The 18,037-nt window shown below is 71.3% G+C and carries 16 protein-coding genes and 1 pseudogene; 5 read left to right on the forward strand and 12 right to left on the reverse strand.

The window, feature by feature from the left end; genetic code table 11:
* Positions 1–4: 4 nt before the first annotated feature.
* A pseudogene (locus tag ACFZDK_RS36585) lies at positions 5–1,015 on the forward strand (alkene reductase).
* Here ACFZDK_RS36585 and ACFZDK_RS36590 read toward each other — a convergent pair.
* The 3 genes from ACFZDK_RS36590 to ACFZDK_RS36600 are packed head-to-tail and all read right to left on the reverse strand — an operon-like array spanning position 964 to position 3,821.
* On the reverse strand, positions 964–2,142 hold the full coding sequence (locus ACFZDK_RS36590) for a membrane dipeptidase (RefSeq protein ID WP_390978809.1): 1,179 nt from the start codon (positions 2,140–2,142) through the stop codon (positions 964–966). The pseudogene ACFZDK_RS36585 and the gene ACFZDK_RS36590 overlap by 52 nt on opposite strands.
* 21 nt (positions 2,143–2,163) lie before the next feature.
* Positions 2,164–2,685, reverse strand: a complete 522-nt coding sequence (gene purE, locus ACFZDK_RS36595; protein WP_390978811.1) for a 5-(carboxyamino)imidazole ribonucleotide mutase — start codon at positions 2,683–2,685, stop codon at positions 2,164–2,166.
* On the reverse strand, positions 2,682–3,821 hold the full coding sequence (locus ACFZDK_RS36600; RefSeq protein ID WP_390978813.1) for a 5-(carboxyamino)imidazole ribonucleotide synthase: 1,140 nt from the start codon (positions 3,819–3,821) through the stop codon (positions 2,682–2,684). Before ACFZDK_RS36600 ends, purE begins: the two co-directional genes overlap by 4 nt.
* A 207-nt stretch (positions 3,822–4,028) precedes the next feature.
* Here ACFZDK_RS36600 and ACFZDK_RS36605 point away from each other — a divergent pair, with 207 nt between their 5' ends.
* Positions 4,029–4,550 (forward strand): GtrA family protein, encoded by a 522-nt coding sequence (locus tag ACFZDK_RS36605; protein WP_355717357.1) that lies wholly within the window; start codon positions 4,029–4,031, stop codon positions 4,548–4,550.
* A 27-nt stretch (positions 4,551–4,577) separates the two neighbouring features.
* On the opposite strand, the gene ACFZDK_RS36610 is transcribed toward ACFZDK_RS36605, so the two are convergent.
* Together ACFZDK_RS36610 and ACFZDK_RS36615 are read right to left on the reverse strand one after the other, a co-directional pair.
* On the reverse strand, positions 4,578–5,852 hold the full coding sequence (locus ACFZDK_RS36610; protein WP_390978816.1) for an ATP-binding protein: 1,275 nt from the start codon (positions 5,850–5,852) through the stop codon (positions 4,578–4,580).
* Positions 5,853–5,945: 93 nt separating this feature from the next.
* Entirely contained in the window at positions 5,946–6,623 is a 678-nt protein-coding gene (locus ACFZDK_RS36615) for a response regulator (protein WP_390978818.1), read from the reverse strand.
* A 492-nt stretch (positions 6,624–7,115) separates the two neighbouring features.
* Here ACFZDK_RS36615 and ACFZDK_RS36620 point away from each other — a divergent pair, with 492 nt between their 5' ends.
* Positions 7,116–8,612: an oligopeptide:H+ symporter gene (locus tag ACFZDK_RS36620; RefSeq protein WP_390978820.1), complete on the forward strand. Its 1,497-nt coding sequence runs from the start codon at positions 7,116–7,118 to the stop codon at positions 8,610–8,612.
* A gap of 135 nt (positions 8,613–8,747) precedes the next feature.
* On the opposite strand, the gene ACFZDK_RS36625 is transcribed toward ACFZDK_RS36620, so the two are convergent.
* From ACFZDK_RS36625 to ACFZDK_RS36650, 6 genes are all read right to left on the reverse strand, one after another.
* On the reverse strand, positions 8,748–10,052 hold the full coding sequence (locus ACFZDK_RS36625; RefSeq protein WP_390978822.1) for a hypothetical protein: 1,305 nt from the start codon (positions 10,050–10,052) through the stop codon (positions 8,748–8,750).
* Positions 10,049–11,053: a hypothetical protein gene (locus tag ACFZDK_RS36630; protein ID WP_390979152.1), complete on the reverse strand. Its 1,005-nt coding sequence runs from the start codon at positions 11,051–11,053 to the stop codon at positions 10,049–10,051. The genes ACFZDK_RS36625 and ACFZDK_RS36630 overlap by 4 nt, the downstream gene beginning before the upstream one ends.
* A 62-nt stretch (positions 11,054–11,115) precedes the next feature.
* Complete coding sequence (locus ACFZDK_RS36635) at positions 11,116–11,985, reverse strand: hypothetical protein (RefSeq protein WP_390978824.1); 870 nt, start codon at positions 11,983–11,985, stop codon at positions 11,116–11,118.
* A 29-nt stretch (positions 11,986–12,014) separates the two neighbouring features.
* Positions 12,015–12,713, reverse strand: coding sequence for an LPXTG cell wall anchor domain-containing protein (locus tag ACFZDK_RS36640; RefSeq protein ID WP_390979154.1), 699 nt, complete (start codon positions 12,711–12,713; stop codon positions 12,015–12,017).
* 214 nt (positions 12,714–12,927) lie between these two features.
* Positions 12,928–13,446 (reverse strand): ATP-binding protein, encoded by a 519-nt coding sequence (locus tag ACFZDK_RS36645; RefSeq protein WP_390978826.1) that lies wholly within the window; start codon positions 13,444–13,446, stop codon positions 12,928–12,930.
* Positions 13,447–13,628: 182 nt separating this feature from the next.
* Positions 13,629–14,015 carry an anti-sigma factor antagonist gene (locus ACFZDK_RS36650; protein WP_390978828.1) on the reverse strand — a complete coding sequence of 129 codons (387 nt, stop codon included), beginning with the start codon at positions 14,013–14,015 and terminating at the stop codon, positions 13,629–13,631.
* A 305-nt stretch (positions 14,016–14,320) separates the two neighbouring features.
* Here ACFZDK_RS36650 and ACFZDK_RS36655 point away from each other — a divergent pair, with 305 nt between their 5' ends.
* Together ACFZDK_RS36655 and ACFZDK_RS36660 are read left to right on the forward strand one after the other, a co-directional pair.
* Entirely contained in the window at positions 14,321–15,214 is an 894-nt protein-coding gene (locus ACFZDK_RS36655) for an RNA polymerase sigma factor SigF (RefSeq protein WP_355717470.1), read from the forward strand.
* A 147-nt stretch (positions 15,215–15,361) separates the two neighbouring features.
* Positions 15,362–16,846 (forward strand): ricin-type beta-trefoil lectin domain protein, encoded by a 1,485-nt coding sequence (locus tag ACFZDK_RS36660; RefSeq protein ID WP_390978830.1) that lies wholly within the window; start codon positions 15,362–15,364, stop codon positions 16,844–16,846.
* Position 16,847: 1 nt separating this feature from the next.
* On the opposite strand, the gene hutI is transcribed toward ACFZDK_RS36660, so the two are convergent.
* Positions 16,848–18,026, reverse strand: coding sequence for an imidazolonepropionase (hutI, locus tag ACFZDK_RS36665; protein WP_390978832.1), 1,179 nt, complete (start codon positions 18,024–18,026; stop codon positions 16,848–16,850).
* Positions 18,027–18,037: the final 11 nt, after the last annotated feature.

Consider the following 18,037-nt stretch of genomic DNA (forward strand, 5'->3'; position numbering starts at 1 on the left):
CGCCATGACACGGACCACGACGGACTTCCTGGCACCGGCCCGGCTCGGCGGGCTCGAACTCCCGAACCACCTGGTGATGGCCCCGCTGACCCTCCCCCAGTTCTCGACTTCGCTCGAACCGGGGGGACCCCCATCCGCGCGGCGGCCGACGGCACCCCCACCGACCTCATGGCCACGTACTACGCCCAGCGCGCCACGGCCGGTCTGATCATCGCCGAGGCGGCCACCCCCAACGCGGGCCGGCGGCCGGATGTTCCTGCAGCTCCAGCACGGCGGCCGGGTCAGCCATCCGGCGACCACCGGACTGACCCCGGTCGCGCCCTCGCCGGTCCCCCTCCCGGAGACGATCTTCACGCCGGACAGGCACCGCCCGGCCGTCGTACCCCGGGAGCTGAGCCGGGAGGGGATCCGGTCGACCGTCGCCGACTTCGCCGCCGCGGCCCGCCGGGCGGTGGACGCCGGTTTCGAGGGGGTCGAGGTGCACTCGGCCAACGGCCATCTGCTGCACCAGTTCCTCGCCGCCGGCACCAACCGCCGTACCGACGCCTACGGCGGCTCGGTCGCCGGTCGGATCCGGTTCACGGCGGAGGTGACGGAGGCGGTGGCCGCCGCGATCGGGGCGGACCGGGTGGGGGGCGGATCTCCCCCGCGAGCACCGTCAACGGCATCGAGGAGGGCGACACCGAGGCCCTCTACCCGGCGCTCGTGGCGCGGCTGGCGGAGTGGGAGCCCGCCTTACCTCCACCTGGTGCACGCCGACCCGGACGGCCCGCTGTTCCACCGCCTGCGCGCGGCCTGGTCCGGGACGCTGATCGCCAACCCGGTGCTGCACGACCTCACCACCGAGGAGGTCACCGGGACCTCCCGGCGTCTGCTGGCCGCCGGGGCCGACCTGGTCGCGCTGGGGTACTTCATGTACGTGGGCGGGGCGGCCGGCTACACCGACTACCCCGCCCTGGCCGGTCAGCCGTCGAGCTCGGACAGGGTCGCGTTCGACGGGCCGCGGGTGGCCTGAAGACTCCGGGCCTCGTCCTCCGCCGCGCCGAGCACCCGGACCGCGTTCTGCCAGGTGAGCTTCGCCAGGTCGGCGCGGGACCAGCCGCGGTCGAGGAGTTCGGCGATCAGGTTCGGGTAACCGGAGACGTCGTTCAGGCCGTCCGGGGTGAAGGCCGTGCCGTCGTAGTCGCCGCCGATGCCGACGTGGTCGATGCCCGCCGCCTCGCGCATGTGGTCGAGGTGGTCGGCGACGGTGGAGACGGTCGCGATCGGCCGCGGGGTGGTCTCCTCGAAGGCCCGGTGGATCTTCATGGCCTCCTCGGTGGTGTCGAGGTGGTGGAAGCCGTGCGCGCGCATGTTGTCGTCGGCCGCCGCCGTCCAGTCGACCGCCGCCTGGAGCACGAACTTCGGCACGAACGTCACCATCGCCATGCCGCCGTTGGCGGGGAGGCGTTCGAGGACGTCGTCCGGGATGTTGCGGGGATGGTCGCAGACGGCCCGCGACGAGGAGTGGGAGAAGATCACCGGGGCGGTGGTGGTGTCGAGGGCGGCGCGCATGGTGGTGGCCGCGACGTGGGACAGGTCCACCAGCATGCCCAGGCGGTTCATCTCCCGCACGACCTCGCGGCCGAACGCGGACAGGCCGCCGACGTTCGGCTTGTCGGTCGCCGAGTCCGCCCAGTCGTTGTTGTCGTTGTGGGTGAGCGTCATGTAGCGCACGCCCAGCTCGTACAGACCGCGCAGGGTGCCCAGCGAGTTGTCGATCGAGTGACCGCCCTCCGCCCCCATGAGGGAGGCGATACGGCCCTCGGCGCGCGCCGCCTCCATGTCGGCGGCGGTCAGCGCGGCCCGCAGGTCGGCCGGGTAACGGGCGATCAACTGCCGTACGCAGTCGATCTGTTCGAGGGTGGCCGGGACCGCGCCCGGCAGGTCCGAGCGCACGTACACCGACCAGTACTGCGCACCGACCCCGCCCTCGCGCAGCCGCGGGATGTCGGTGTGCAGATGGGCGTTCTGGTGGCCGGCGATGTCGCGGGCGTCGAGGTCGTAGCGGACCTGCTCGCGCAGCGCGTACGGCAGGTCGTTGTGGCCGTCGACGACCGGGAACTCGCGCAGCAGGGACCGGGCTTCATCGAGGGACGTCATTGCGTATTGCTTCCCGGAGTCCTACTTGCCGAAGCCGAAGCCGCTCGAGCCCTCGACCTTGGAACGCAGCCGCTTGCCCTTCTCGGCCGCCTGGTCGTTGAGGTCCTGCTGGAACTCGCGCATCTTCTGCAGGAGGTCCTCGTCGTGCGCGGCCAGGATCCGGGCGGCCAGCAGCCCCGCGTTGCGGGCGCCCGCGACCGAGACCGTGGCGACCGGCACACCCGCCGGCATCTGCACGATGGAGAGCAGGGAGTCCATGCCGTCCAGGTACTTCAGCGGGACCGGGACGCCGATGACCGGGAGCGGGGTCACGGAGGCGAGCATGCCCGGGAGGTGGGCCGCTCCCCCGGCGCCCGCGATGATCGCCTTCAGTCCGCGCCCGGCGGCCTGCTCGCCGTACGTGATCATCTCGCGCGGCATCCGGTGCGCGGAGACGACATCGACCTCGTACTCGATCTCGAACTCGTCCAGGGCCTTGGCGGCGGCCTCCATGACGGGCCAGTCGGAGTCCGAACCCATGACGATGCCAACAACGGGGCTCATTCGGTGATCGTGCCTCTCAGGTAGCCGGCAGCGTGACGTGCGCGCTCGAGAACGTCGTCCAGGTCGTCGCCGTAGGTGTTGACGTGGCCGACCTTGCGGCCGGGCTTCACGTCCTTGCCGTACATGTGGATCTTCAGTTTGGGGTCGCGGGCCATGCAGTGCAGGTACGCGGAGTACATGTCCGGGTAGTCGCCGCCGAGGACGTTGACCATGACCGTCCACTTGGCGCGCGGGCGCGGGTCGCCGAGGGGCAGGTCGAGGACCGCGCGGACGTGGTTGGCGAACTGCGAGGTGATCGCGCCGTCCTGGCTCCAGTGGCCGGAGTTGTGCGGGCGCATCGCCAGTTCGTTGACGAGGATGCGGCCGTCGCGGGTCTGGAAGAGCTCGACGGCGAGGTGGCCGACGACACCCAGTTCCTTGGCGATCCGCAGGGCCATCTCCTCGGCCTGCAGGGCGAGCGACTCGTCCAGGTCCGGGGCGGGCGCGATGACGGTGTCGCAGACGCCGTTGACCTGCTGGGACTCGACCACCGGGTAGGCGACGGCCTGGCCGTGCGGGGAGCGTACGACGTTGGCGGCGAGCTCGCGGACGTAGTCGACCTTCTCCTCGGCGAGGACCGGCACGCCGGCCCGGAAGGGGTCGGTGGCCTCCTCGGCGGTCTCGACGACCCACACGCCCTTGCCGTCGTAGCCGCCGCGCACGGTCTTCAGGACGACGGGGAAGCCGTCGCCCTCGGCCGCGAACCGGACCACGTCCTCCGCGTCGGCCACGATCCGGTGCCGGGGGCACGGGACGCCGATCGCGTCGAGCTTCGCCCGCATCACGCCCTTGTCCTGGGCGTGCACCAGCGCGTCGGGACCGGGGCGCACGGGGATGCCGTCCGCCTCCAGGGCCCGCAGATGCTCGGTGGGGACATGCTCGTGATCGAAGGTGATCACGTCGCAGCCGCGTGCGAACTCGCGCAGCGTGTCCAGGTCGCGGTAGTCGCCGACGACGACATCGCTCACCACCTGGGCCGCGGAATCCTGAGGGGTGTCACTGAGGAGCTTGAACCTGATGCCCAGCGGGATGCCTGCCTCGTGCGTCATACGCGCGAGCTGACCACCGCCGACCATGCCGACTACCGGGAACGTCACGCCCCCAGGGTATCGGCCGCGCCGAGGTGGCCGGTTTCCCCTCTTGCGAACAGGGCTCTTACCTGACGCTTCGGCGTCTCTTGCCCCGCTTTTCCGGTGCTCTTTCCAAGCCGTTTCCGACCTGTGTCGCCATCCACAGGCGTGGGACATACTGGGTCGTTAGCATGGCTGGGTCGCCAATACCTACGGACGGGAGCCCGCACAACCATGGAACGTGGTTCCTCGGGGCTGCAACGGCTCGTACGCGAGGTCGCCAAATTCGGCGCCGTCGGCGGTGCCGGCATTCTCGTCAATCTCGGCGTTTTCAACCTGGTCAGGCACGTCACCGAGCTGCCGGTGGTGCGGGCGAGCGTCATAGCGACGGTCGTGGCCATTGTCTTCAATTACGTCGGCTTCCGCTACTGGACGTACCGGGACCGTGACAAGAACGGCCGCACCAAGGAACTCACCCTGTTCCTGCTGTTCAGCGCGGTCGGCCTGGTGATCGAGAACGGTCTGCTGTACCTGGCGACCTACGGCTTCGGCTGGGACAGCCCGCTGCAGAGCAACGTCTTCAAGTTCGTCGGCATCGGCGTGGCGACCCTGTTCCGCTTCTGGTCGTACCGCAGCTGGGTCTTCAAGACCCTGCCGGCCCGGGAGACGGTCGCCGACGCGGAGGCCATCCTGGAGCAGGCGGCCGACACCGGGAAGCCCAGGCAGCGGGTCCGGCAGAACTCCCTCGCGGACTAGGACCGGGCCGGAGCAGACCGGACCGGCCTAGCGGACCATCGGCCGGTCCTCGTCCACCGGCTTGTGCGCGGGCGGGGTGCGGGACAGGAACAGGCCGAACACCGGCGGCTGGGCCTGGAGCAGTTCGAGCCGGCCGCCGTCGGCCTCCGCGAGGTCACGGGCGACGGCGAGCCCGATCCCGGTGGAGTTCCGGCCGCTGATGGTTCGCTCGAAGATCCGGTTGCCGAGGTCGGCAGGCACCCCGGCCCCCTCGTCCGTCACCTCGACGACCGCCTGGTTGCCGGTGACCCTGGTCCGCAGGGCGACCGTGCCGCCCCCGTGCATCAGCGAGTTCTCGATCAGCGCCGCCAGCACCTGCGCCACCGCGCCCGGCGTGCCCACCGCGCGCAGATGCCGCTTGCCCGAGCTGACGATCGCCCGGCCCGCACTGCGGTAGGCGGGCCGCCACTCGGCGAGCTGCTGCTGGATGACCTCGTCCAGGTCGAAGGAGACGGCGGAGCCGGTCCGCGGGTCGCGGGAGTTCGTCAGCAGCCGCTCGACGACGTCCGTCAACCGCTCCACCTGTGTGAGCGCCACGTTCGCCTCCTCCTTCACGATGTCCGGGTCGTCGGTGAGGGTGATCTCCTCCAGACGCATGGACAGCGCGGTCAGCGGAGTGCGCAGCTGGTGCGAGGCGTCGGCGGCGAGGCGCCGCTCGGCGGTGAGCATCCGCCCGATCCGCTCTGCGGAGGAGTCCAGCACATCGGCGACCCGGTCCAGCTCGGGAACGCCGTACCGCTTGTGCCGGGGCCGCGGGTCACCCGACCCGAGCCGCTCCGCGGTCTCGGCCAGGTCCGTCAGCGGGGACGCCAGCCGGTTGGCCTGCCGGATGGCCAGCAGGACGGCGGCGATCACGGCGAGCAGCGCGACGGCCCCGATGATCAGCAGCGTACGGCCGACCTCCCGGGTCACCGTCGAGCGCGGCTCCTGGACGGTGACCGTCTCGCCTTCCTCGCCGTCGGCCGTGTAGTGGATCACATCGCCCTCGGGCTTCACCCCGAGCTCGATCGGCGGCTTGCCCGGGATCCGGATGACGGCGTACTGATCCTTGCCGACCTGGCTGCGCAGTATCTCCGCGGTGATGTTCTCGTCCTCGAGAATCCGGCTGTCGACGATGCTGGCGAGCCGAAGCGCCTCGGAGTCGACCCGCTCCTGGGCGCTGTTGCTGATGGTCCGCGATTCGACGATCACCAGAGACACGCCGAAGACGGCGATGACGACGAGAACGACAGCGAGGGTGGACTGGATGAGCCGACGTCGCATTCAGCGCCCCTTCAGGGGCGCGGGGAACTGCGCGACCAGCCACACACAACGGTCAGTCGCGCACCCGTCCGAGCCACCCACGACGAATCGCACTTAACTCTTCTCGAACCGGAACCCGACACCACGCACCGTGGCGATGTACCGAGGGTTCGCCGCGTCGTCGCCCAGCTTCTTGCGCAGCCACGAGATGTGCATGTCGAGCGTCTTGGTCGACGACCACCACGTGGTGTCCCAGACCTCCCGCATCAACTGGTCCCTCGTCACCACGCGCCCGGCGTCCCGCACCAGCACCCGCAGCAGGTCGAACTCCTTCGCGGTGAGCTGGAGTTCCTCCTCACCCATCCACGCGCGATGCGACTCCACGTCGATCCGCACCCCGTGCGTGGCCGGCGGCTGCGCGGGCTCCGAGGCGCCGCGCCGCAGCAGCGCCCGCACCCGGGCGAGCAGTTCGGCGAGCCGGAACGGCTTGGTGACGTAGTCGTCGGCACCCGCGTCCAGTCCGACGACGGTGTCCACCTCGTCGGCCCGCGCGGTCAGGATGAGGATCGGCACGGCGTGGCCCTCGGCCCGCAGCCGGCGCGCGACCTCCAGGCCGTCCATGCCGGGCAGCCCGAGGTCCAGCACGACCAGATCGATGCCGCCCTGCATTCCGGCGTCGAGCGCGGTCGGTCCGTCCTCGCGCACCTCGACCTCGTAACCTTCCCGGCGCAGTGCGCGGGCCAGCGGCTCCGAGATGGACGCGTCGTCCTCGGCGAGCAGTACACGGGTCATGAGGTGATGGTAGTCCGCTTACGCGCAGTACTGGAGTGTGATCGGCACCAGGGATTCTTACCTTGGGGCACAGTGGTACGAACCTATGGGCGACAGGTGAGATCGTAGGACGGACCTTCGAAACCGCGCGCACGGTTCCCCCGACACCTGTGATCCGTGTCTCAAGTCCTTCCATATCCGGCAGTGTCCTGACGTACAGTGACGTGAACGCCTGTAGTACACCCGGGGACCTTTGGCGGGCATCTTGACGCTGAAGGTCTCTTTTGTGTGCGGGCTGACCCCCGTCAGCCTTGAAAGGAACGACCTCTGGCCGGGCTCCGGACGCGACACAGCGTCACGGGGCGTGGATCCCGGTGGTCGCCGTCCGCCGCCCCGCGACCCGGGGCGGGCTCCCCCTGGGCGTGGGGTGGACGGTCCGACCCGCCGGTGCCGGCCGCTCCCCCCACGGGTGCGCAGAGCCCCACCGCGCGCTCCGACCAGCAAGGAACGACCATGGCGTCCAGCCTGACGAAGGACTCGGTCCGACCGGGCACCCCCGGTTCCGAGAAGACCTTCTTCGGCCACCCCCGCGGACTGGCCACTCTCTTCATGACCGAGATGTGGGAGCGATTCTCCTACTACGGCATGAAGGCCCTGCTCCCGCTGTACCTGGTCGCTCCCGGCGGCCTGCACATGAGCGCGGCCACGGCGACGGCGATCTACTCCGTGTACCTGTCGCTCGTGTACCTGCTCGCCCTGCCGGGCGGCTGGTTCGCCGACCGTGTCCTCGGCCCCCGCAAGACGGTCGCCGTCGCGGGCACGATCATCATGCTCGGCCACCTGACGCTGGCGCTGCCCAGCTCCGGCACCTTCTTCGCCGGCCTCGGCCTGGTCGCCATAGGTTCGGGTCTGCTGAAGGCCAACATCTCCACGATGGTCGGCCACCTGTACGAAGGCCCGGACGACCCGCGCCGTGACGGTGGCTTCACGCTCTTCTACATCGGCATCAACCTGGGCGCGTTCGCCGCGCCGCTGGTCATCGGCACGGTCGGTGAGAACTACAACTGGCACCTCGGCTTCGCGCTGGCCGCGGTCGGCATGGCGCTGGGCCTCGCCCAGTTCCTGCTGGGCACCCGCCACCTGAGCTCGCGTTCGGACATCGTCCCCACGCCGCTGTCCGACGCGGAGAAGAAGGCGACGCTGACGAAGGCCGGCTTCTGGGCCGCCGTCGCCGCGGTCTTCTACGTCGTCGTCGGTGTCTCCGGCGTCTACACGCTGAACTGGCTGCTGGTCCCGATCACCGTCGCCGGTCTGGTGATCCCGGTCGTCGTCATCGCCCGCATCAAGCGGGACAAGGACCTGGACCGCGCCGAGCAGTCCAAGATGAGCGCCTACATCTGGTTCTTCGTGGCCGCGGCCGTCTTCTGGATGATCTACGACCAGGGTGGCTCGACCGTCTCCCTGTTCGCCGACGCCTCCGCGAAGAACACGATCTTCGGCTGGAACTTCCCGGTCTCCTGGTACCAGTCCGTCAACCCGGTCATGATCATGGCGTTCGCGCCGGTCTTCGCCTGGGCGTGGCTGGCGATGGCCCGCCGGGGCAAGGAGCCGAGCACGGCCGTGAAGTTCGCCGGTGGTCTGGTGCTGATCGGTGCGTCGTTCTTCCTGTTCCTCGCGCCGCTGTCGATCGCCGACGGTGGTCACAAGGCCGCGGCGATGTGGCTGGTCGGCATCTACTTCGTGCAGACCGTGGGTGAGCTGATGCTGTCCCCGGTGGGTCTGTCCGTGACGACGAAGATGGCTCCGGCGAAGTACGCGTCCCAGATGATGGGCGTGTGGTTCCTCGCGGTCACCGCGGGCGACGCGACGACCGGGCTGCTGTCCATCGCGGGCGTCGACCTGAACAAGACGGGGATCGTGGCGTTCCAGGCGGTGCTGGCGGTGCTGGCCGGTGTGGCCGTGTGGATGTACCGGAAGAAGGTCCGGGAGCTTATGGGAGACGTTCACTGACGTCTTCGACAGAGGGCCACCGGGATCTTGGGATCCGGGTGGCCCTCGTGCGTTTTCGGCTAACGGTCGGTGGGGGTTGCTCGCGCCCACGCGGCGGAGCCGCACATCAGATGCAGCCCCGCGCCCCTGAGTTGATCACCTCGTCCTCTTCCGAGGCATGAACGTGAAGACCGCGCCGCCCAGCAGGATGGCCGTGCCCGCCACCAGACCCAGGGCCTTCAGTGCGCCGTTGCTGCTGTCGCCGGTCTCGGCCAGGCCGCCGCTGCTGCTGGAGCCGCTGCTTCCCGAGGTGGTGCTGCCGGACGCGCCGCTCGCCTGTTCCGTGGTGTCCAGGGTCAGGGAGACCTCGGTCTTCGTCGGGGTGCAGGTGGTGGTCGTGCCCAGTGCCTTGACCGTCAGGACGCCCGGCGACAGGGTCGACGTACCGCTCGCCCCCGGCTTGTAGGTACCCGTGAGGTCGGGGATCTCGATCGGGTCGCCGGACTTGATGGCGGAGGAGTTGGTGGGACCCTCCACATGGACCGTGCCCTTGTCGGCGCCGCCCAGGACCACCTCCATCGACGGTTTCACCGAGCCCGCCGGGATGTCGGCGGGGCTGTCCATGACGGACCCGTTGAACTGCACGGTGAGGTCGAAACTGCCGCCGTCCTTCTTGGCGTTGATCTGCACCGGTGAGGTCGCGCTCTTGTCGCCGATGGGCGTCTTGCAGGCGTAGGGGATGTCGACCTCCTTGCCCGTGAAGTCGGTCTGGCCGGTGCCGTCGGAGGCGGACGCGGAGGCGGAGGCCGACGCGGACTCCGACGCCGACTCGGACGGGCCGGCGGAGTCCGACGGGGAGGCCGAGGCGGACGTGCTGTCCGTCGGGCTCGCCGAGTCGGTCGAACCGCTGCCGGTCACCTCGATCGTCGCCGCCTGCGGCACCGTCCCGGACGGCGTGCACACGGTGTCCGTCCCGTACGCGTTGACCGTGTACGCGTCCGGTGTGAGCGTCACCGAGCCCGGTGACGTCAGTTTCAGCGAGCCCGTCATGTCGGACAGCACCATGTCGCCGCCCTTGGGGATCGCCGGGTTCTCGCGCGGCCCCTGCATCGCGATGTCGGCGGTCTGGGCGCCGGCCGCCTTGACCGTGCCGGACGGCTGGACGGTGTTCGCGGGCAGGTCGATGATGTCCGGGTTCTTGGACGCGGCCTGCACGAACTTCCAGGTGATGTCGACCGTGTCACCGACCTTCGCGGTGGCGGGTGCGGTGATCTCGACCTTGGTGGTGCCGTCGATCGGGTCGGCGACCCCGGCGGGCGGTACGCAGTGGGTGGCGTAGGACACCTCGGCCGCCTGTGCGGTCCCGGCGGCCGCGCCGAGCAGGACACCCGCCCCGCCGAGGACCAGCGCGGCCGCCGCCGCACCCGCTCTGACCGGTGTCACTCTCCTTCGCATGATCATGTGGGTCCCTTCGTGGTGGGAGTCGTAGGACTCGCCGGACTGTCGTCGTGCGGTGCGGAGAGCCGACCGGTGGCCGTGCCCGGATCGGTGTCGGGGGTGAACCACGGCAGGGTCGCGGTCGTGGCGGGGGCGGGTTCCGGCGCGCGCAGCCGCGGCAGCCGGAGGGTCGGGCGGTGCACCCCGCGATGGCGGACGCCGCCGGCGCGGGGCGGTCGTACCCGGTCCACCACCGCCATGCCGATGCGGAAGACCGCTGCCGGTACGACCACGCAGAGCAGGATCCAGAAGAGGGTCACGCCCCACGGGCGGCCGACGCCCCAGGGCTGCTCGGCGAGGACCTTGCCGTCGTACTTGAGGGAGACGGTGTAGTCGCCGTGCGCTCCGGCGGAGAGTTCGACGGGCAGTTCGACCCGCGCCTTCTTGCCGGGTGCGAGGGTGCCGCGCCACTGCTGCTCGTCCCACTGCGGGGCGAACACGCCGTGCGAGGTGCCGACTTGGAAGACGGGGTCCTTGAGGGTGCTCGACCCCGCGTTGCCGATGGTGAGGACGAGGGTCCTGGAGGGAGGCGCGCCGAACCAGGTCAGCAGGCCCGAGGAGCCGTCGAGGCGGGTGTCGGTGAGGAGGGACAGCCGGCCGCCGGTGGACTCGGCGGGCAGCGCCTTCACGGGGTGTCCGGCGACCTGGAAGACGGCGTCCGCGTCGGCGTCCGCCCCGGTCACGGTGGCCACGTGCACCACGCAGGGGCAGGGCACCGGCGGTTCGGCGACCGGGAGCCGCTTGCTGAAGTGGCCGTCGGCGTCGGTGGTGACGGCCCGGCCGTCGGCGTTGGCGCAGGAGTTGGTGCCGCCGATCACGCCCCGGGACGGGCTGGCCTGGCCGCAGATCAGCATCATCAGCAGGGTGTGCGACCGCCAGCCGGTGCCGCTGACCGTGATCGAACCGCCGGTTCCGGCCTGGGACTCGGAGACCTTGACGGACGGACCGCCGGCCGCCGCCGCCATGGGCGCCGCGGGCGCCAGCAGCAGCGCGCACACCGCCGCCAGTATCAGGACCGCACGCACTCTCACCTCGCCGCTCCCGTCAACTCGAACTCCGTGTCCGGGTCCGTCGGCAGGGGTGCGGCCGACCCGTTCCCGCGCCGCCCGCGCCGTCGTACGACCGTCACGGCGGCCCCCGCCGCCCCGGCCGTCAGCCCGCCCGCGGCCCCGGCCACCGCGCCCCAGGGCACGAACCGGGTGCTCGTGCCCGCGGTGTCGTGCGCGCCGCCCGCCGCCGTCGCCGTCAGCCGGACGTCGACCGCGTCCAGGGCCGGGTGGCCGGACCAGGGTTCGGTGAGCTCGGTGCGGGTGCCGGGGGCGAGGCGGACCGGGAGGGCACGCGGCGCCCGGTCCAGCAGGACCCGGCCGAGGAGGCCGTGGGCGCGCACCGCCAGCTTCGGTACGAGCACGGTCGTACCCCTGTTGACCAGCTCGTACGTGATGCGGTCGCCGTGGACGGCGACGTGTTCGACGGTCAGCGCGGACAGGGTGGGGCCGCCGACCCGGAGGCGGATGCGGACGGTGGCGGTGCGGCCGTCGGCGTCCTTGGCGACCAGCGTGCCGGAGCGGTCGCCGGGGGCTGCGCCGGTCGGCACCGTCATCGTGAAGGGGACGTCGGCGCGGGTGCGGGCCGGGACGCGGATGCCCGGCTCGGCGAAGGTGAGGGACACGCCGGTGCCCGACAGCCGTACCGTGACCGGCCGTCCGCCGGGGTTGCGCACCGACACGGTGTCCTGGAGGACCGCTCCGGGGGCGCCCTCGGCGTAGAAGGACGGGCGGCCGCCGCCCGCGGGCGCGAGGGACCAGCCCTCGGCGGCCGCCGCGCGCGGGGCGGCGGCGAGCAGGGTCAGGACGGTGACGCCGAGGACACGGGCGGCGGACTGGGCGGACGGCATGGGCGGCTCCAGCGGTCGGACCCGGCGGGTCAGCGGCGTACGGTCTGGTTCCGCCGGGTCAGCCAGAGGGCGCCGGCCGCGCCCGCGAGCAGCACGGTGCCGCCGAGGGTGCCGAGAGCGACGAACGAGTCCTCGGGACCGGTCTTCGGGAGGGTGCCCGCGGAGTCGGCGCCGGTGCCGCCGGAGGACGACGAGCCGGAACCGGTCGAACCGGAGCCCGACGCCGTCACGTCCAGCGTCAGGGCCGGGCCGGGGTTGTTGGTGGGGTTGCAGGTCGTCGTCGTACCGAGCGCCTTGATGGTGAGCGTGCCCGGTGTGAAGGTCACCTTGCCGCTCTTCTCCGGCGTGTAGGTCCCGCTCAAGTCGTTGATCTTGATGGGGGTGTTGGCGGGGATCGCGGCCTGGTTGGGCGAGCCGGTCACGTTCATCGTGCCGCTGTCGGCGCCGCCGAGCTTGATGGTGGCGCTGGGGTTCATCGCGCCCTTGCCGAGTTCGACGGGGCTGGAGGAGACGCCCTTCTGCCAGGACATCGTGATCTTGTAGCCGCTGCCGCTCTTGACGCCCTTGATGTCGATCGGGGAGACGGCGCTCTTGTTGCCGATCGGCGTCTTGCAGGCGTAGTTGACCTCGACGACGGTGGCGTGCGCCGCCGGGGCGGCCAACAGCACCGCCGAGCCGGCCAGCGCGGCGGCGGACGCGAGCGCGGCGGTTCGTTTGGAGGACGACACGACGGTCCACCTCATTCCTGACGGCGTATCAGATGGGCCGTCAAGGTACGCCGGGGCTCATGAGGAGGGAAGAGAAAGGGCGTGGCGGAAGTGTGGGGATACCAGCGCGCCCCGAGGGGGCGCTGGGGGTGCCCCCGGCCGAAGGCTGGGGGAGGAACTGCGCGATCAGCCCCCACTCACCCGCAGCCGCGCACGGACACCAAGCCGCTGCCTCTCAGGCGGGTGCCCCCAACTCCGCCCAAACGGTCTTACCGGCCGCCCCCGGCGTCCGTACGACCCCCCAGTCCAGACACAGCCGCTGCACGATGAACATCCCGTGCCCACCCGGCCGCCCCGCCCGATGCGGCGTCCGCGGCGCCGGCTGCCCGGCCCCCCGGTCGGACACCTCCACCCGGATCACCTTGTTGTCGCAGGCCAGGAACAACTCGTCCGGCCCCTCCGCATGGAGACACGCGTTGGTGACGAGCTCGGAGACCACGAGCAGCACATCCTCGGCGGCCGCCCGCCGGTCGGCGGTCGCCGCCGGCAGCCACCCCCACGCGTACAACGCCTGCCGGGCGAAGTCGCGGGCGAGCGGAACGACCCCGCTCTCACCGTCGAGACGGATCCTGCGGACCTGACGACCCCCCGACGAGGCCGACGGCGTCTCGGACGCCGCCCCCTCGGACGTCCCGGAAGCGCCGCTGGGCTCCGGGCCGCGGTCGCCCGGCGGGTAAGGCCGGGTGGTGCTCATCAGCGCTTCACCTCACCGTTTCACCGGTTCACGATTCAAAGAGTTCGCGTGCTGCAGTCTCGTACGGACCCGTCGGCATGAGCCACTCAAGCGTGGCCGGGTGGGTCGCCAACAGATCCAGAATCTCTCCTGCCCGACCGATCCGCCGGAACACCCCCCGGTTCCGGACGCCGGGCCCGGGCTCAGCCCTTGTCGCCGGTTTCGCCGGCCAGGGCCGCCTCGACGGAGTCGTGGACGGTGAAGACCGCCTCGGCCCCGGTGATCTCGAAGACCCGGGCGACGACGGGCAGCATCCCCGCGAGATGCACCCCGCCACCGGCGGCCTCGGCCCGCAGCCGGGCGCCGAGCAGCACGTTCAGCCCGGTGGAGTCGCAGAACTCAAGGCGTGAGCAGTCGACGACAAGGCGTGAGAAGCCTTTGTCGAGGAGATCGTCGAGCGGCTCGCGCAGCAGATCGGCGGTGTGGTGATCGAGCTCACCCGCCGGAATCACGACGGCGCTGGAGCCTTCTTCCCGCACCTCCACCAGCAGCCGGCCCGACTGTGCGCTGCCGACCGTCCCGTGGTCCATTGCCGTCTCTCTCCCGAGGTCGTGACCGCTTTTGCCACCGTCTGACCGATGTCTGACGATGCCCACCGATGTCCGCCGAACGCCGTGTCGACGCCCTCGAACATTACGCCTTCTGCACGCAACCCGACACCCGAACAACCTCTCAAATCCGGACACATGCTAATAGAACGGACTTGCGAGTGGCTCGGCGGAGCGGGTAGGGCTAGTAGGGACACGCAAACCGACACGGCCGGCTTTGGAGGCGCCGCACACCGCAGTGCACGCACGGCTTCGGCAGCCTTATGCCGAGAACGATGGAGGACACCATGTCACCCCGGCTCGACGCATCGCATACCCGGACGGCGACGTCGACACCCCCACCGGAACAACTGGATGCCATCGAGGGCAGTGTCGCGGGGCTCGGACTCCCCGAGATCCCCCCGTACGACGAGGTCGGCGCGGTCGACGCGCGAGCCCTGTCCAAGACCCTCTTCGAGCGGCTGGAGTCGCTGGAGGAAGGCACGTACGAGTACTCGTACGTCCGCAACACCCTCGTCGAGCTGAACCTCGCGCTGGTCAAGTTCGCCGCCTCCCGCTTCCGCTCGCGCAGCGAGCCGATGGAGGACATCATCCAGGTCGGCACGATCGGCCTGATCAAGGCGATCGACCGCTTCGAGCTGTCCCGCGGTGTCGAGTTCCCCACCTTCGCGATGCCGACGATCATCGGCGAGATCAAGCGTTTCTTCCGCGACACGTCGTGGTCGGTACGGGTCCCGCGCCGCCTCCAGGAGCTCCGGCTGGACCTCGCGAAGGCGGGCGACGAACTGGCCCAGAAGCTGGACCGCGCCCCCACCGTCGCGGAGCTGGCCGAACGCCTCGGCCTCTCGAACGACGAGGTCGTCGAGGGCATGGCGGCCTCCAACGCGTACACCGCGTCGTCCCTGGACGCGCAGCCGGAGGAGGACGAGTCCGAGGGCGCCCTGGCGGACCGCATCGGCTACGAGGACCACGGCCTCGAAGGCATCGAGTACATCGAGTCCCTGAAGCCGCTGATCGCCGAACTCCCGCCCCGGGACCGCAAGATCCTCTCCCTGCGCTTCGTCGCGGGCATGACCCAGTCGGAGATCGGCGACGAACTCGGCATCTCCCAGATGCATGTGTCCCGGCTGCTCTCCCGGACGCTGGTACAGCTGCGCAAGGCGCTGACGCTGGAGGAGTGAGCCGGGTCGGCGGTCGTACCGCCGGGGCGACGGGGGGACCCGCGCCCCGGCCCGCCGCGTCTTTGGCCAAAGCTCCACGCGCAGCAGCGCCCACACCCCAAACTGGCCGGTACGTCAGCACGGATGCCCGGCGACAAGGGGTGCACGATGGTCCAGGACAACCCGCCCTCGGACGCGCGCCTGACCGAACTCCTGCGCACCTCCACCGCCACCGCGTACCCCGCGCTCCAGGAACTCCGCGGCCGCCACCACTCCGCGGTGCTCGCCTACGCCCGCCTGTGCACGGCCGGCGACGCGGCGGCCCGCCGGCTGACCGCGGACACCTTCGCCACCGCCGCCCGCGAGATCGCGGGCGGCGCCGAGCCGGTCGTCCCGCTCCGCCACCACCTGCTCCTGCTGACCGCCCGGCTGGCCGCCGACTGGTCGCGCGACGAGCGCTCCGCCGCCCTGGAGCCCACCTTCCTCCTGGTCCTCAACTCCTCCGGCATCGGCGGCGCCCCGACCCCGCCCCTGCTGCCGGCGTTCCAGTCCCTGCCGTCCCGCGCCCAGGGCCTGATCTGGTACGACGTCGTGGACCGCGCACCCCGCGCCCTGACCGTCGCCCACCTCGGCCTGACCCCCGAGGACGTCCGCCACGGCACCCCGCCCGCCCTGCACTCCCTGGCCCAGGCCTGTCTCCGCATCCGGCTGGCCGCCTCCGACGACCCCCGCTGCGCGGACTTCCGCCGCCTGATCGAGGAGTCGGTACGCCCGGAGAGCCCCCGGCACAGCGCCGACCTGCACGCGCACATGGCGCGCTGCCCCCACTGCACGGCGGCGTTCGAGGACCTCACCGCGCTGCGGGACACCCCGCGCGAGACGCTGGCGGAGGGGCTGCTGCCCTGGGCCGGAACCGCGTACGTACGACACGACACCCCGCCGGCGCCGCCCGCCGACCCCCGACCGCCGCACCGGCGCTGGCCCCCGTCCCGCCGCCTCCTGCTGACCTCCACGGCCCTGGCCGCGGCCCTGATACCGCTGCTCCTCTACCTGCTGACCCGCCCGGACGCGCCGGCCCGGACCGGGGCGGCCACGACACCACCGCCCCCGAGCCCCCAGGTGACCGTGACGGCGACGACGACCGTCTCCCCCGAGCCGGCCCCCGTCTCGCCCACCCCCACCCCCACGCCCGGCAAAACGTCACGCGGCCCGGTACCGTCCCCGACCCCGTCCCCCGCCCCGAAGCCGCCGGGCACCGCCTACGCCCAGGTCGTGAACGCCGCCACCGCCCGCTGTCTGGACGTCCTCGACGCCGACTTCGACAACGGCACCGACGTCGTCACGGCCCCCTGCTCCGGCTCCGCCACCCAGCGCTGGCGCGTCGACGAGTCCCGAGGCGTCCTGCAGTCCGCCGAGGACCCCGACTTCTGCCTGGACAGCCGGGGTTCGGTCGACAACGGCGTCGGCATCTGGCAGTGCTCCTCGGTCGACGGCGACCACGGCATCAACCTCCGCTTCACCGTGACCCCCGACGGCGAGATCCGCCCGGCCATCGCCCTGGAGACGGCCCTCACCCCGAACGGCGACAACCAGCTCTCCCTGGACCGGGTCGACGACACCACCCCCCAGCGCTGGCGGGCGGGGGCGCGCTGACTCAGCCGGCGACCCGTACGCCCCGCCGCCACACCCCGCTGACCAGCGGAACGCCCGGCCGGTAGGCGAGGTGGACGTGGCTCGGGGCGTCGAGAAGGATCAGGTCGGCGTACGCGCCGGTGCTCAGGCGGCCGATGTCGTCCCTCCTCAGGGCCTTCGCGCCGCCCGCCGTCGCGGACCAGACCGCCTCGTCCGGGGTCATGCGCATGTCCCGTACGGCCAGGGCGATGCAGAAGGGGACGGAGGAGGTGAAGGAGGAGCCCGGGTTGCAGTCCGTGGAGAGGGCGACGGTCACGCCCGCGTCGAGGAGGCGGCGGGCGTCCGGCCATTCGGCGCGGGTGGAGAACTCCGCGCCGGGGAGGAGGGTGGCGACCGTCCGGCCGTTGGCGAGGGCGTCCACGTCGGCGTCCGTCAGGTGGGTGCAGTGGTCGGCGCTCGCCGCGTCCAGTTCGACGGCGAGCTGGACGCCGGGGCCGTAGGAGAGCTGGTTGGCGTGGATGCGCGGGGTCAGGCCCTTCGCCCGGCCCGCCGTGAGGATCGCGCGGGCCTGATCGCCGTCGAAGGCGCCCTTCTCGCAGAAGACGTCGATCCAACGGGCGTGGGGGGCGCAGGCGTCCAGCATCTCGCCGGTGACGAGGGAGACGTAGGCGGCCGGGTCGTCGGCGTAGTCCGGGGAGACGATATGGGCGCCGAGGTAGGTGACCTCGTCGGTGTGCTGCGCGGCGATGCGCAGGGCCCGTGCCTCGTCCTCGACCGTCAGGCCGTAGCCCGACTTGGTCTCGAAGGTGGTGGTGCCCTGGCGGAGGGCCTCGGCGAGGTAACGGGTGAGGTTCCGCTCCAGTTCCTCGTCCGTCGCCGCCCGGGTCGCCGCGACCGTCGTACGGATGCCGCCGGCCGTGTAGGAGCGGCCGGACATGCGGGCGTTGAACTCCTGGGTGCGGTCGCCCGCGAAGACCAGGTGGGAGTGGGAGTCCACGAAGCCCGGCAGCACCGCCCGGCCGCCCGCGTCGACCCGGTTGTCAGTGGCGGGTGCTTTGCTGGATTCACCGGTCCACACGACACGGTCGCCGTCGACGACGACGGCCGCGTCCTGGATCAGACCGAGAGGGGAGCCGTCACCGAGGGAGGGGTCGTTGGTGACCAGCGTGGCGATGTTGGTGATGACGGTGCTGCTGTTCATGGTGGCCTCGT

Source organism: Streptomyces sp. NPDC007901, from assembly GCF_042959465.1.
In the GTDB taxonomy this organism is placed as follows: Bacteria; Actinomycetota; Actinomycetes; order Streptomycetales; family Streptomycetaceae; genus Streptomyces.